This window comes from Pseudomonas sp. AC252 (genome assembly GCF_979258105.1).
On sequence record NZ_OZ409837.1, the window covers coordinates 2,216,000 to 2,229,514 of the forward strand.

The 13,515-nt window shown below is 61.7% G+C and carries 13 protein-coding genes; 5 read left to right on the top strand and 8 right to left on the bottom strand.

What is annotated here, in order from left to right; genetic code table 11:
- Nucleotides 1–92 precede the first annotated feature (92 nt).
- Both ACZZZ4_RS10255 and ACZZZ4_RS10260 read left to right on the top strand, forming a co-directional pair.
- Entirely contained in the window at nt 93–1,319 is a 1,227-nt protein-coding gene (locus tag ACZZZ4_RS10255) for a 3-hydroxyacyl-CoA dehydrogenase (RefSeq protein WP_415760857.1), read from the top strand.
- Nucleotides 1,320–1,460: 141 nt separating this feature from the next.
- Entirely contained in the window at nt 1,461–1,892 is a 432-nt protein-coding gene (locus ACZZZ4_RS10260; protein WP_039756446.1) for an acyl-CoA thioesterase, read from the top strand.
- 54 nt (nt 1,893–1,946) lie between these two features.
- Here ACZZZ4_RS10260 and ACZZZ4_RS10265 read toward each other — a convergent pair whose 3' ends face one another.
- The 4 genes from ACZZZ4_RS10265 to ACZZZ4_RS10280 all read right to left on the bottom strand — a co-directional run bounded on the left by ACZZZ4_RS10265 (nt 1,947) and on the right by ACZZZ4_RS10280 (nt 6,929).
- Entirely contained in the window at nt 1,947–2,432 is a 486-nt protein-coding gene (locus tag ACZZZ4_RS10265; RefSeq protein ID WP_039756448.1) for a glycine zipper domain-containing protein, read from the bottom strand.
- Nucleotides 2,433–2,764: 332 nt separating this feature from the next.
- On the bottom strand, nt 2,765–5,113 hold the full coding sequence (locus ACZZZ4_RS10270; RefSeq protein WP_463547753.1) for an FdhF/YdeP family oxidoreductase: 2,349 nt from the start codon (nt 5,111–5,113) through the stop codon (nt 2,765–2,767).
- Nucleotides 5,110–5,949, bottom strand: coding sequence for a formate dehydrogenase accessory sulfurtransferase FdhD (gene fdhD, locus ACZZZ4_RS10275; RefSeq protein WP_039756451.1), 840 nt, complete (start codon nt 5,947–5,949; stop codon nt 5,110–5,112). Before fdhD ends, ACZZZ4_RS10270 begins: the two co-directional genes overlap by 4 nt.
- 92 nt (nt 5,950–6,041) lie before the next feature.
- Nucleotides 6,042–6,929, bottom strand: coding sequence for a LysR family transcriptional regulator (locus tag ACZZZ4_RS10280; RefSeq protein WP_039756453.1), 888 nt, complete (start codon nt 6,927–6,929; stop codon nt 6,042–6,044).
- 138 nt (nt 6,930–7,067) lie between these two features.
- Between ACZZZ4_RS10280 and lysM the strand changes: the two genes are divergently transcribed.
- Entirely contained in the window at nt 7,068–7,508 is a 441-nt protein-coding gene (gene lysM / locus ACZZZ4_RS10285) for a peptidoglycan-binding protein LysM (RefSeq protein WP_129998339.1), read from the top strand.
- Nucleotides 7,509–7,622: 114 nt separating this feature from the next.
- Here the strand turns inward: lysM and yrfG are convergent, their stop codons facing one another.
- On the bottom strand, nt 7,623–8,285 hold the full coding sequence (gene yrfG, locus ACZZZ4_RS10290) for a GMP/IMP nucleotidase (RefSeq protein WP_071174081.1): 663 nt from the start codon (nt 8,283–8,285) through the stop codon (nt 7,623–7,625).
- Nucleotides 8,286–8,373: 88 nt separating this feature from the next.
- On the opposite strand from yrfG, the gene nudE reads away from it, so the two are divergent.
- Complete coding sequence (gene nudE / locus ACZZZ4_RS10295) at nt 8,374–8,943, top strand: ADP compounds hydrolase NudE (RefSeq protein WP_039756454.1); 570 nt, start codon at nt 8,374–8,376, stop codon at nt 8,941–8,943.
- Between the two features lie 7 nt (nt 8,944–8,950).
- Entirely contained in the window at nt 8,951–9,778 is an 828-nt protein-coding gene (gene cysQ / locus ACZZZ4_RS10300; RefSeq protein WP_415763974.1) for a 3'(2'),5'-bisphosphate nucleotidase CysQ, read from the top strand.
- Between the two features lie 73 nt (nt 9,779–9,851).
- On the opposite strand, the gene ACZZZ4_RS10305 is transcribed toward cysQ, so the two are convergent.
- Genes ACZZZ4_RS10305 through ACZZZ4_RS10315 form a run of 3 tightly spaced genes read right to left on the bottom strand, consistent with a single transcriptional unit; the run spans nt 9,852 to nt 13,491 of the window.
- Complete coding sequence (locus ACZZZ4_RS10305) at nt 9,852–10,307, bottom strand: thioesterase domain-containing protein (protein ID WP_129998337.1); 456 nt, start codon at nt 10,305–10,307, stop codon at nt 9,852–9,854.
- The gene (locus tag ACZZZ4_RS10310; protein ID WP_310404395.1) at nt 10,304–11,686 is read right to left on the bottom strand and encodes a sigma-54-dependent transcriptional regulator; all 1,383 of its coding nucleotides are present in this window, start codon (nt 11,684–11,686) and stop codon (nt 10,304–10,306) included. The genes ACZZZ4_RS10305 and ACZZZ4_RS10310 overlap by 4 nt, the downstream gene beginning before the upstream one ends.
- Nucleotides 11,683–13,491, bottom strand: a complete 1,809-nt coding sequence (locus ACZZZ4_RS10315; protein WP_463547754.1) for a sensor histidine kinase — start codon at nt 13,489–13,491, stop codon at nt 11,683–11,685. The genes ACZZZ4_RS10310 and ACZZZ4_RS10315 overlap by 4 nt, the downstream gene beginning before the upstream one ends.
- Nucleotides 13,492–13,515: the final 24 nt, after the last annotated feature.

The window sequence follows — 13,515 nt, forward strand, 5'->3', positions numbered from 1 at the left end:
TGAATGTCGATCATCACGCTAATAAACTTCAAAAAGCGCCGTTGCCTGACTAAGGTTGGAATCTGTCTTCGGATCGCCAACAAGAGAACAACATGAGCCAGACACTCTTCGATATTCAGCAGGCTGCCGTGATCGGCGCGGGCACCATGGGCCGTGGCATTGTCATGTGCCTGGCCAATGCTGGCGTGAACGTGCAGTGGGTAGATAACAATCCACAGATGCTCGAGCAAGCGCTGACAGCGGTCGCCGAAACCTATGCACACAACGTGCGTCAGGGCCGCATCGATCAGGGCGAGGCGGACGCGCGCATTGTTCGCGTCTCTGCGGCGGCGGATTACGCGGCGATTCGCAATGTCGACCTGGTGATCGAAGCGGTGTACGAAAACCTCGAGCTGAAACAGAAGATCTTTCGCGAACTCGACGGACTGCTCAAGCCCGAGGCTCTGCTGGCGAGCAACACCTCGGCGCTGGATATCGACGCGATTGCCGCCGCAACCCGGCGCCCGGAACAGGTGCTGGGTCTGCACTTCTTCAGCCCGGCCCATATCATGAAACTGCTGGAAATCGTGCGCGGTGCGCAAACATCGCCGGCGGCGCTGGAGGCAGCGCTGGCGCTCGGCAAGCGCATGGGCAAGGTCAGCGTGGTGTCGGGCAACTGTCACGGTTTTATCGGCAACCGCATGCTGCATCCGTATGTACTGGAAGCGCGCAAAATGCTCCTCGAAGGCGCGTATCCACAGCAGGTGGATGCCGCGCTACAGGGCTTCGGTTTCGCCATGGGACCGTTTCGCATGTACGACGTGGTTGGCATTGATCTGGAGTGGCGTGCCCGCGAACTGGCTGGCAAAGGGCAGGATGCGCCGGAAGTTCAGGTGGATAACCGCTTGTGCGAACTGGGCCGGTTCGGGCAGAAGTCCGGTAACGGTTACTACCACTATGAGCCGGGCAGCCGCCAGGCCGAGCATGATCCTGAAGTGGATGCGCTGGTGCTGCGGGTCAGCGAGGAGCTGGGTTTCCAGCGTCGCGACATCGGCCCTGAAGAAATCCTTGAGCGCTGTGTGCTGGCGCTGGTTAACGAAGGCGCGAAGATCCTGCAGGAAGGCATAGCCGGCTCAGCCCATGACATCGACCTGGTGTACTTGAATGGCTATGGCTTTCCAGCGGAGAAGGGCGGGCCGATGGCCTGGGCGGATCAGCAAGGGCTGGCGGACATTCATCAGCGCTTGCTGGCGCTGGAGACGCGACAGGGCGATCAGTGGAAGCCGGCGCGCTTGATTGGCGAACTGGCGGCGCAGGGGAAGGGGTTTGCTGAGCGTTGACACCGGTCGGCTGTGCTGACTTTCGCGAGCAGGCTCGCTCCCACAGAAGAGCGCGATCCAATGTGGGAGCGAGCCTGCTCGCGAAGGGCCTGCCACGGTTTGAATTAGACTCGCCGAAAAATCCGAAGGAATCCCTGATCAATGCCCAACCCGACACCGCAACGCTGCGACTACCCCCACTTCCAGCCCATCACCACACGCTGGCACGACAACGACGCCTACGGTCACGTCAACAACGTCACCTACTACAGCTTCTTCGACACAGCGGTGAACACTTATCTGATCCAGGTCGGTGGCCTGGATATCCATGACGGCGAGGTGGTGGGTTTCGTGGTCAGTTCGGCCTGCGATTATTTTGCCTCGATCGCTTTTCCGGATCTGATCGAGATCGGGCTGCGGGTCGGCAAGCTGGGCAACAGTTCAGTGCAATACGAACTGGCTGTGTTCAAGGTCGGCGAAAGCGAGGCGTGTGCGGCGGGGCGATTCGTGCATGTGTTTGTCGATCGGGCGAGCAATCAGCCGGTGCCGATTCCTGCCGGTTTGCGCGGAGCTCTGGAGCAGTTGGTCATCTAAAGGCGCAAAAAAATCGCAGCCACAAGGGCTGCGATTTTCGTTCAAGCCTTCGCCTTAGTGGTGGCGATAGTACTTGTGATGCTTGCGGTGGCCGTAGGCATGGCCGCGACCTGGATGACCACGGTCGCGGTAGTAGCGACGGTCATCATGGCGACGGTCGTAACGACGATCATCGTCGTCGCTCTTGTTGCCCATGTAGTTACCCAGCGCGCCGCCCGCGCCGCCACCTGCGGCGGAGCCAATCAGGCTGCCGGTGGTGCCGCCGAGGCTGCGACCAACCACGTTACCGCCGGCTGCACCCAGTGCACCACCGATGGCCGCTTCGCCGCGGCTGCGTTTGTCTGCGCCGACTGCGCTACCACCCGCGCCGCCCAGGGCTGCGCCGATGGTGGAACCTGTATTGCCGCCTAGCGATTGACCGACGACCGAGCCAAGAACCCCGCCCAATGCGCCGCCCACACCTGCTTCGGTGGTGCCTCCGGCAGAAGCGAAGCCACTGACCAGGCCAAGGGACAACAAGAGAATCGAGGAGAACTTCATAGAGGATGAGCCTCAAAGGGATGACGGCGCCGATCCTGAGGCTCTGCAATGGGCGTGACAATCGAAATCCGACGAATAACACGACTTGTATACAAGATTGCAAGTTACTGTTTTTTCACCGGAACTTAACCGATTTTCGCCGGTCTTTAGCTACTTCGGACAGGCCGTTTTTATGCAAAAACGGCCTTTTTTTGTGGACGTTCAAAACTTGCAGGCAGGAAGAAATGTATTGAATGTCCCAGCGCCTTCGCGAGCAAGCTCGCTCCCACATTTGAAACGCATTCCAATGTGGGAGCGAGCTTGCTCGCGAATAGGCCGGTACTGACACCCCTTCAGGCCGATTTAGCCATGATCAACCCCGTTTCACTCGCCGCTTCCAACCGTATCGCAATGAACTTCGACGTCGGCGTGTGGCTGCCATCGCCCGTACTTTCCAGCGGCACCAGCGGATTGACCTCCGGATAGTACGCCGCCGCCTGCCCCGCAGGAATATCGAACGCCAACAATGTAAAACCTTTCACCCGGCGCTCACGACCATCGTCCCAGATCGACACGATGTCGGCCTTCTGTCCCGGACGGAAGCCCAGACGAATGATGTCGGCCTCGTTGGCGAACAGCACGTCACGCTGGCCCTTCACGCCGCGATAACGGTCGTCGAGACCATAGATCGTCGTGTTGTACTGATCGTGGGAACGCATCGATTGCAGGATCAGATCCGGCACTTGCCCAGTGGCACGGGTGCGCTCGTGGACCAGATCCTTCGGCAACTGGTTCGCGCGGAAATTGGCACGGCCCGACAGCGTGTTCCACTTGCGAGCGCCAGCGGAGTTGCCCAGATAGAAACCGCCCGGGTTCTTGATCTTGTCGTTGAAGTCCTTGAAGTTCGGGATGGTATCGGCGATCAGTTCGCGAATGCGCCCGTAATCGGCCACCAGCCAGTTCCAGTCCACCGGTTGGCTGCCCAGTGTCGCGGCAGCGATGCCAGCGATGATCGACGGCTCCGAGCGCATCTGGTTCGACAACGGCTGCAGTTGCCCGTTGGAGGCGTGGACCATGCTGAACGAGTCTTCCACGGTGACCGCTTGCGGCCCTTCGGTCTGGATATCGATGTCCGTGCGGCCCAGGCACGGCAGGATCAACGCATCTTTACCGTGAGCGAGGTGGCTGCGGTTGAGTTTGGTGCTGATCTGTACGGTCAGGTCACAGTTGCGCAGCGCTTCGAAGGTGCGCGAGCTATCCGGCGTGGCCTGAGCAAAGTTGCCGCCCAAGCCGATGAACACCTTGGCGCGACCTTCGGCCATCGCATGAATCGCCTCGACCACGTTGTGGCCGTTATGACGCGGCACCTTGAACTGGAAGCGACGCTCCAGCGAATCGAGGAACGCCACCGGTGGGCGCTCGTTGATGCCCATGGTGCGGTCGCCCTGCACGTTGCTGTGGCCGCGCACCGGGCACAGACCGGCGCCCGGTTTGCCGATGTTGCCGCGCAGCAGCATCAGGTTGGCGATTTCCTGGATGGTCGGCACCGAATGACGGTGCTGGGTGATGCCCATGGCCCAGCACATGATCACGTTCTTGCCTTTGGCGTACATGCGCGCGGCTTGCTCGATCTCGACCAGCGTCAGGCCGGACTGCTCGACGATCTGCTCCCACGAGGTGTCGTCGACGATGGCGAGGTACTCCAGCACGTTGGCGCTGTGGGCATTGAGAAAATCATGGTCGAACACCGCCGGCTCGCCAGCCTTCTGTGCATCGCGTTCCCATTGCAGGAGGAACTTGGCCATGCCGCGCAGCACCGCCATGTCGCCGCCGAGTGCCGGGCGGAAGTACGCGGTGTTGGTCGGCTTATCGCCATTGGTGAGCATTTCGATCGGGTGCTGGGGATGCTGGAAACGCTCCAGACCGCGCTCTTTCAGCGGATTGATGCACACCACCTGGGCACCGCGTTTTACCGCTTCACGCAACGGTTCGAGCATGCGCGGATGGTTGGTGCCGGGGTTCTGGCCCCAGACGAAAATCGCGTCGGCGTGCTCGAAGTCGTCGAAAGTCACGGTGCCTTTGCCGACCCCGACACTCTGCGCCAACGCCACGCCGCTGGCCTCGTGGCACATGTTCGAGCAGTCAGGGAAATTGTTGGTGCCGTAAGCCCGCACGAACAGCTGATACAGATACGCCGCTTCATTGCTGGCGCGGCCCGAGGTGTAGAACTCGGCCTGATCCGGGCTTGGCAGATTGCGCAGGTGCTTGCCGATCAGGGCAAAGGCATCTTCCCAACTGATCGGCTTGTAGCGATCGGACTCGGCGTCGTAGACCATCGGCTCGGTCAGGCGACCCTGATATTCCAGCCAGTAATCGCTTTGTTCCAGCAGGGAAGTGACGCTGTGCTTGGCGAAGAATTTCGCATCGACGCGACGCTTGGTCGCTTCCCAGTTCACCGCTTTGGCGCCGTTCTCGCAGAACTTGACCATGCCGCTTTCCGGCGAATCACCCCAGGCGCAACCCGGGCAGTCGAAACCGCCGTTCTGGTTGGTCTTGAGCATCATGCGCAGGTTTTTCAGGGCGTTGTCGCTGGTCAGCCACGCCTGGGCCACACTGATCAGGGCGCCCCAGCCGCCGGCGGCACCTTTGTAAGGCTTGTAACGCGGGACAGGTTTCTGGTCGGCTTGATGATGTTGGCTCACGCTTGATTCTCCATCGCGGGGCTGTACACCCGCGGCGCACTTTTCTGCGGCAGGTGGATGAGATTGAGGTTGTGGCGCCGGGCCCATTGCACGGCCAGGCCGGTGGGTGCCGACAGGCTGACCAGGGTCTGGATGCCGGCACGCAAGACTTTCTGGATCAATTCGAGGCTGCAACGGCTGGTGACGATCGCCAGCCCGCCCTCTGTGGATATCTTCTGGCGGATCAGTCCGCCGATCAGCTTGTCCAGCGCGTTATGGCGGCCGATGTCTTCGCGGCCGAGCAGTAAGTCACCGCTGGCATTCATGAACACCGCCGCATGCACCGCGCCGCAGTGCTGGCCGAGCGGCTGGAACGCGCCGATGCGCTGGCGCAAGCCGTCGAGCCATTCGATCGGTGGCAAGGCTGCGCCAGGCAATACCTTGAGATCAGGCAACGCCTGTTCAACCGCTTCGACGCCGCACAATCCGCAACCGCTGGTGCCGGCCAACTGCCGACGCTGTTGCTTGAGGTTCCAGAATGCGCGATTGGCGATGGTCACCTGCGCGTATTGCGCCGAGCCTGCACCCGTCAGTTGCAGATCGTAGATATCACTGGCGTCTTCGATGATGCCGCTGCCGAGGCTGAAACCGACGATGAAATCTTCGAGGTCGGTCGGGGTGACCAGCATCACTGCCTGGCTGATGCCGTTGTAGGCGATCGCCAACGCGACTTCCTCGGCCAGCGCGGTGCTGGCCGATGCCTCAAGGGGTAAATCGCTGTAGCTGTAGGTCTGGCTGGCGGCAGGCGCGGGCGTTTCGATTGCTGGCGCCGCGCAGGCTGGGCGCTTGGCGTTCATGGCATCACCGACGGTTTGATCTAGGTCAAGACTAGGCGCGGCAAGTTGTCGCGTCTAATCGCTATTACCGATCTACCGATAGATGCCGTCGATCAAGCGTCGTTTGGCGATTTTTGATAGAGCGCGAAACAGGCTTCCGCCAGCGCTGAGCGGGGTGCCCCTCGTCGCATGATCAGCCCCAGCGGCGCGAGGGTGTGGGCATTCTCGATCGGTTGCAGACGCAGATGATCGGCGAGGGTTTCCGCGCCGCCGTCGAGGGGCATGATCGCGCAGCAAAAACCGCCGTGGACCGCTTGCAGCAATTGATGCACGGCATCGGTTTGCAGCAGCGGTTGCGGCGTCAGGCCACGGCTGTGGAAGTTGTGGTCGATGGACTGGCGAAAATGCATGCCGCTGGTGAGCATGCACAGCGGCAGTTCGATCAGCGATTCCCAGCTCAGCGGTGCTTCGCCGAAGCTGAACGAGCGCTCGTCGTAGAGCAGGCCCATGCGCGTTTCGTTGAAGGCCAGCGAATCGAAGCGCTCGCTGTCCAGACGTTCCAGATACGACACGCCGATGTCGATGCGGTTGTTCGCCAGGTGTTCGAGCACCTGCTCCGAGCTCAGCGACGACAGCTCGAAGCGCAGTTCCGGATGCGCCGCGTGCAGACGTTGCATCAGCGGCAACGGATCGAAACTCGACAGCGGCACCACACCCAGGCGCAGCGTACCGATCAGGTTGCCGCGACAGGCCGCCGCTTCCGCCTGCAGGCCATCGTAAGCCGCCAGCACCGTACGCGCCCACGCCAGCACGCGTTCGCCCGGTGCGGTGAAGCCTTCGAAGCGCTGGCCACGGTTGACCAATGGCAGATCAAGTTCTTCTTCGAGGCTGCGCAAACGCATCGACAGGGTCGGCTGGGTAATGTGGCAGCGCGCGGCGGCCTGGCCGAAATGGCGGGTTTCGTCGAGGGCGATGAGGAATTTCAGCTGCTTGATGTCCATCTTCGCTCCGGGCGGTTGGCGGGGTGTGGCGATTCTACCGCCTGCGGCGCGGCAGCGTCATTGGTCGGACTGGAACCGGGTTCGGCTGGGGTGGTCTAGGCTTGGACGACTGACCCTTTATTCCATGGAGTGAATGCAATGAGCCTTTTGAGTTTTGTCAAAGAAGCCGGTGAGAAACTGCTTGATCTGTTGACTCCCGGAAACGCCAATGCCAGCGAGCAGTTGAAGGAACATATCAGCAAGGTCGGGCTGGGCAATCCCAACGTGCAGGCGACCGTGGATGGCGACAAGGTGACAATCACCGGTGAGGTGGCAAGCCAGGAAGAGAAGGAAAAGATTCTGCTCGCGGTGGGCAACATTGCGGGCGTAGGCAGTGTCGATGATCAGATCACGGTGACCGGACCGGTCGTCGTGGCTGCCGAGTTTGTCGAGGTCAAGGCAGGTGACACGCTCAGTGCGATTTCCCTGCGCGTCTATGGCAATGCCAACCAGTACGAGAAGATTTTCGAAGCCAACAAACCGATGCTCAAGGATGTGAACAAGATTTATCCGGGGCAAAAGCTGCGCATTCCAAAATAACGCGCTGTCCATGTAGGCGCTGCCGAAGGCTCCGGCCGCGATCGGACGATCTTTTGACTTTGACTTTAAAAAAGCAAATCAAAAGATCGCAGCCTGCGGCAGCTCCTACAGGGATCAGAGTCCTGCAATCAAATCGCGGTAGTCCTCGACTGCGGCAAACTCGGCCGTGTCCTTGGGCCCTTTGCGGCTGTCCGGTTCTTTCACCGCGAGCAGATGCGCTACGCCAAAATCCCGCGCACTGCGCAGGATCGGCAAGGTGTCGTCGATAAACAGGCTGCGCGCCGGATCAAACCCGATGTCCGCCTGCAAGGCATCCCAGAACTGCGGGTTCTCCTTGGGATAACCATAGTCGTGCGAGCTGATCAGCCGTTCGAAGTACGGTGCCAGTTCAATCCGTTCCAGTTTCAACGACAACGAATCGCGGTGCGCGTTGGTGATCATGATCACCCGTTTGCCGGCGCGTTTGATCGCGTCGAGAAAGGTGTCGGCATCCGCGCGCAGGGCGATCAAGTGGGCGGTTTCCTGTTTCAGTTCGCGCACCGATAATTTCAGTTCCGCGCTCCAGAAATCCAGGCAGTACCACTGCAACTGGCCGGCGTGGCGTTCGAACAGCGGCTGCAATTCCAGCTCGGCCATGGCCCGGCTGATGCCGTGCAGTTCGGCGTAGCGCTGGGGCAGGTGCTCGAGCCAGAAGTGGTTGTCGAAGTGCAGATCCAGCAGCGTGCCGTCCATGTCGAGCAGAACGGTATCGATGTCGGACCACGGTAAAGAAGGCATGGCAACGTCTCGAACGGTGAAAGGATATCCGACGCAAACAATCGGGAAAGCCGCGTTATAGTAGCGCGTTCACGCCAAGGAGCTTTGCATGCGCCAGAAACCCACCGTACTCGCCCGCGAGATCGTCGCCACCAGTCGCCTGTTTCGCGTCGAAGAACTCAAGCTGCGATTTTCCAATGGCGTGGAGCGCACCTATGAGCGTCTGGTCGGCAAGGGTGCGGGCTACGGCGCGGTGATGATCGTCGCGATGCTTGATGCCGAACACGCGGTGTTGATCGAGGAATATTGCGGCGGCACCGACGAGTACGAATTGTCTCTGCCCAAAGGCTTGATTGAGCCGGGCGAAGACGTGCTGGCGGCGGCCGAGCGGGAGCTCAAGGAAGAAGCCGGTTATGGCGCGCGCCAACTTGAACATTTGACCGAACTGTCGCTGTCACCCGGTTACATGAGCCAGAAGATCCAAGTGGTGCTGGCCACCGATCTCTACGAAGAACGGCTGGAAGGCGATGAACCGGAGCCGATGCGGGTCGACAGGGTCAACCTGCGCGAATTGTCGGCGCTGGCGCTGAATCCGCAATTTACCGAAGGCCGCGCATTGGCGGCGCTGTATTTGACCCGTGATCTGCTGCGCCAGCGCGGGATGTTCAGCTATGAGTGAGACCTCGATGAATTTTCCCCATCCGCTGATGGCACCGGTAATTGAGTTGGCTTTACAGGCTGGCGAGGCAATTCTGCCGTTCTGGCGCGCCGGCGTTGAAGTCACCGCCAAGTCCGATGATTCGCCGGTGACGGCCGCCGATCTGGCTGCGCATCATCTTATCGTCGCCGGGCTGACGGCGCTGGATCCGAGCATTCCGGTGCTCTCGGAAGAGGACGCCGATATCCCGCAGAGCGTGCGCGCCAGTTGGCAGCGCTGGTGGCTGGTGGATCCGCTGGACGGTACCAAGGAATTCATCAGTGGCAGTGAGGAATTCACCGTGAACATCGCGCTGATTGAAAATGGCCGGGTGGTGTTTGGCGTGGTGACGATGCCGACCAACGGTCGCTTTTACGTCGGCGGTGCCGGACTCGGTGCCTGGCGTGGCGACAAGAGTGGTACGCCGACGGCGATTCAGGTGCGCGATGTGCCTGCACCGGGCGAGGGGTTTACCGTGGTCGCCAGCCGTCGACATTCCAGTCCCGAGCAAGAGCGTTTGCTGGCCGGGTTGAGCGCCAGTCTCGGTGAGCTGCAACTGGCCAATATCGGCAGTTCCTTGAAGTTCTGTCTATTGGCCGAAGGTGCTGCTGATTGCTATCCACGTCTTGCGCCCACTTCACAGTGGGACACGGCGGCGGCGCAGGGCGTGCTGGAAGGGGCTGGTGGAGAAGTGCTCGATCTGCGCGGTGAAGCGTTTTGTTATCCGGCGCGGGAATCGCTGTTGAACGAGTTCTTTCTGGCGCTGCCGGCGAAGGCTGCGTGGCGAGCTCGGTTGTTGGAGTTGGCCCGAGGTTAATGTTCTGATCCGGAATCCCCTCACCCCAGCCCTCTCCCTCGGGAGAGGGCTGGGGTGAGGGGGCTTTTGATCTTCAACGGTGCAAAACGTACTGGCCGGTAAATCTCACCGCAACGTCCTCACTTCCCGCATTCAGGATCCGCGTATCCAGCGTCAACCGAGCTCGCCCATAACGCCGATACATCGCCACAAAGCGTTTCCAAATCGCCGCATCCGGCGCCGGGCAAATAGCCACGGCGTCCCCGGTTACCGGCAGCGGATAACTGATCTGCCCTTCCTGAATGACGATGTGTCCGTCGGTAATCCCTTCTTCCTTCAACCGCAGATGCAACCAGCCCCAACCGGCCAGCACCGCGCCACAGTACAGGCTGCCGCCAAACATGGTGCTCTTGTGATTGACGTTGGGCGCGAGCGGCAGGTGCAGGCGCAGTTGCTGATCCCGCCATTCGAGAACTTCAAGTCCCATCTCGGCAGTCAGCGGAATGTCGTGATGCAGCACCGTTTGCAGGTATGCGCTTACGCTGCTCATTCGTTGTCTTCCCCGTGGCTGCTGTCGCCGAAATTCAGACCGTGTTTGCGCAGTTTGTCATGCAGGGTCTTGCGCGGAATGCCCAAGGCTTCGGCAAGGCTGCGCACCGAGCTGTGCGAGCGCGCCAATTCGGCGGCGATCAGCGATTTCTCGAAGTTTTCCACTTGCTCGCTGAGGCCGCCACTGACCACTTCGACAGGCGTGCCGCCGCTGCCATCAGCGCTGTTGTCCAGTGCCAGCTCAAGCCCAAGGGCGAAGCGTTCGGCAGCATTTTGCAGTTCGCGCACGTTGCCCGGCCAGGTGTGGCGCAGCAGCAAGGCGCGGTGTGCCGGTTGCAGTTCGTGGGGCGGCAAGCCGTGGCGGGCGCTGGCTTCATCGGCGTAGTGCTGGAACAGCACCAGTGCGTCTTCGCCCCTTTCGCGCAGCGGCGGGATGCGCAGCGGCGCGACGTTGAGGCGGTAATACAAGTCGGCGCGGAAGCGTCCCTGATCCGCCGCCTGACGCAGGTCTTCCTTGGTCGCGGCGATGACGCGGATGTCCAGTGGGATCAACTGATTGCCGCCCAGACGTTCGACGACCCGCTCCTGCAGCATGCGCAGCAGTTTCACTTGCACGTCCATGCTCATGCTTTCGATTTCGTCGAGAAACAGCGTGCCGCCGTTGGCGAATTCGAATTTGCCGATGCGGCGTTTCTGCGCGCCGGTGAAGGCGCCGGGTTCGTGACCGAACAGCTCGCTTTCCACCACCGACTCCGCCAGGGCGCCGGCGTTGATCGCCACGAACGGACCGTTGCGGCGGCTCGACAAGTCGTGCAGCGCGCGGGCCACGACTTCTTTGCCGGCACCGGTTTCGCCGAGGATCAGCACATCGGCCTTGGTCGCCGCCAGCGCACCGATCTGCTCACGCAGGCGCAGCATTGGCGTCGAATGGCCGACCAGTCGCGCGCTCAATTCGTTGCGATCGCTCAAGGCCAGACGCAGGCTGCGGTTGTCCAGCACCAGACGCCGTAGCGAGAGGGCGCGACGGACGCTGTCGAGCAGTGCATCGCTGGCAAAGGGTTTTTCCAGAAAATCGTAAGCGCCGGCGCGCATCGCCTGCACTGCCAGCGGTACGTCGCCATGGCCGGTGATCAGCAGCACCGGCAGCTCCGGATCCTGTGCATGCAACTCGCTCAACAGTTCGAGGCCGTCCATGCCCGGCATGCGGATGTCGCTGACCACCACGCCGGGCCAGTCACGCTCAAGTTGCGCGGCCAGGCCCTTGGCTTCGGACAGCGGCAGGATTTTCAGGCCGGCCAGATCCAGCGTTTGGCCGAGGGCTTGGCGCAGGTGCGGATCGTCGTCGATCAACACTACCTGGATGCGATTGTCGATGGTCATGCACTTCGGTCCTCGGACGGTTGCAGGCTGACTCCGGGCGCGCCGGCGCGCAGGCGCAGGGTGATCAGGGCGCCGCCTTGCTTGTGGTTGGCGAACGACAGCTCGCCACCAAAGGCGCGCATCAGCGTTTCACAAATCGCCAGCCCCAGGCCCAGACCCTGGGTGCGGGTCTTGGTGGTGTAAAAGGGCTCGCTGGCGCGGCCAAGGGCTTCCATGCAGAACCCGGGGCCATTGTCGCGAATGTACAGATTGACGCCGTCGGCGGTGGCTTCGGCACTTAGCCACAATTTGCGCGGCGGGCCTTTTTCGGTGAGCGCATCGAGGGCGTTGGCGAGCAGATTGCCCAGCACCTGACGCAAGCGGGTTTCGCCGGCCTCGACCCACAGCGTCGCGGCTGGCAGATCGCGGATCAGTTCGACTTCCATGCTGCGCCGACGTTTGGCCAGCAATGCCAGCGCATCGTCCAGCGCCGGTTGCAGGGCAACGCTTTCCGGTGCGTGGCGATCGCGGCGGGCGAAGGCGCGCAGGTGGGCGATGATCGAGGCCATGCGCCCGGTCAGTTCGCTGATGAGCTTGAGGTTGCCCCGGGCGTCCTCGGTGCGCTGATGATCGAGCAGCACTTCGGCGTTCTCCGCATAACTGCGAATCGCCGCCAGCGGTTGATTGAGTTCGTGACTGATGCTCGCCGACATGGTCCCCAGCGCCGACAATTTGCCCGCCTGGACCAAGTCGTCCTGGGCGCGCACCAGCTCCTGCTGCGCCTGCTCACGCTCGAGCACTTCCTGTTTCAAACGCCGGTTGAGGCCCTCCAGATCGCTGGTACGTTCAGCCACCCGGCCTTCCAGTTCGCGCCGGGCCTTGGCTTCGAAAGCGATGCGCTCCAGATAATGCCGGCGGCGCTGCATCATCAAACCCACCAGCAGCATCACCACCAATAGCGTGGCGCCGCCGATCGCGACCACCGTGCGCACCGGACGATCGATCAGCGTGCGCGGGGCGAGGATGCTGACGCTCCAGCCGGTTTCGGCGATGTCGTGGGTCTGCGTCAGCCAGGCGTCGGCGCTCAGGTTAAGCGGCCGGGGTTCGCGGGTCGGGTAGGGCTGGATCGCGGTGATTGCAGCGCGCTCGGTTTCACTCAGCTCACGGGTGGCGCGAAAACGCCATTCCGGGCGCGACGTCAGGATGACCACGCCGTTATGGTCGGTCACCAGCAGTTGTTCCGGCGTCTTGCCCCACAGGCTTTCGGTGTGGTCGAGGTCGACCTTGATCACCAGCACACCGATGATTTTCTCGCCGTTGCGCACAGCGGCGGCGAAGAAATATCCGCGTTTGGCCGACGTGGTGCCGAGGCCGAAGAAGCGTCCGAGGCGCCCGGCCATGGCTTCGCTGAAATACGGGCGGAAGGCGAAGTTGCGGCCGACGAAGCTGTCGCGTTTGTCCCAGTTCGACGCCGCCAGCGTCTGACCGGACGTGTCCATCAGGTACATGACTTCAGCGCCGGTCTGCGCGGCGATGTTGTTCAGCAGGCGATTGGCGTTGCCTTGGGTGACGCCGTCGTCCGGCGCACCGAGCACCGCGCGCAGGGCCGGCAGATCGCCGAGAATCTGCGGCAACACTTCATAGCGATGAAGGGTGCCGAGCAGGTTGGCGACGTACAGATCGAGGGTCTGGCGATTCTGCCCGGCGAGCTCGCTGCGGTAATAGCGTTCGGCAAGATGTTCCAACGGCCACAGCAGCGGCGCCAGGCACAGGGCCAACAGCGCGAGGCTGCGCCAGCGAGGTCTGCGGGGAAGCGGTGGTTTCATGAGCCGGATGCGCCTGAGGTAACT

Bases quoted from the DNA above. Each gene is read 5' to 3' on its own strand.
- ACZZZ4_RS10255 (WP_415760857.1), top strand. From the start codon at position 93: ATGAGCCAGACACTCTTCGATATTCAGCAGGCTGCCGTGATCGGCGCG.
- ACZZZ4_RS10260 (WP_039756446.1), top strand. From the start codon at position 1,461: ATGCCCAACCCGACACCGCAACGCTGCGACTACCCCCACTTCCAGCCC.
- ACZZZ4_RS10265 (WP_039756448.1), bottom strand. From the start codon at position 2,432: ATGAAGTTCTCCTCGATTCTCTTGTTGTCCCTTGGCCTGGTCAGTGGC.
- fdhD (WP_039756451.1), bottom strand. From the start codon at position 5,949: ATGAACGCCAAGCGCCCAGCCTGCGCGGCGCCAGCAATCGAAACGCCC.
- ACZZZ4_RS10280 (WP_039756453.1), bottom strand. From the start codon at position 6,929: ATGGACATCAAGCAGCTGAAATTCCTCATCGCCCTCGACGAAACCCGC.
- lysM (WP_129998339.1), top strand. From the start codon at position 7,068: ATGAGCCTTTTGAGTTTTGTCAAAGAAGCCGGTGAGAAACTGCTTGAT.
- yrfG (WP_071174081.1), bottom strand. From the start codon at position 8,285: ATGCCTTCTTTACCGTGGTCCGACATCGATACCGTTCTGCTCGACATG.
- nudE (WP_039756454.1), top strand. From the start codon at position 8,374: ATGCGCCAGAAACCCACCGTACTCGCCCGCGAGATCGTCGCCACCAGT.
- cysQ (WP_415763974.1), top strand. From the start codon at position 8,951: ATGAATTTTCCCCATCCGCTGATGGCACCGGTAATTGAGTTGGCTTTA.
- ACZZZ4_RS10305 (WP_129998337.1), bottom strand. From the start codon at position 10,307: ATGAGCAGCGTAAGCGCATACCTGCAAACGGTGCTGCATCACGACATT.
- ACZZZ4_RS10310 (WP_310404395.1), bottom strand. From the start codon at position 11,686: ATGACCATCGACAATCGCATCCAGGTAGTGTTGATCGACGACGATCCG.
- ACZZZ4_RS10315 (WP_463547754.1), bottom strand. From the start codon at position 13,491: ATGAAACCACCGCTTCCCCGCAGACCTCGCTGGCGCAGCCTCGCGCTG.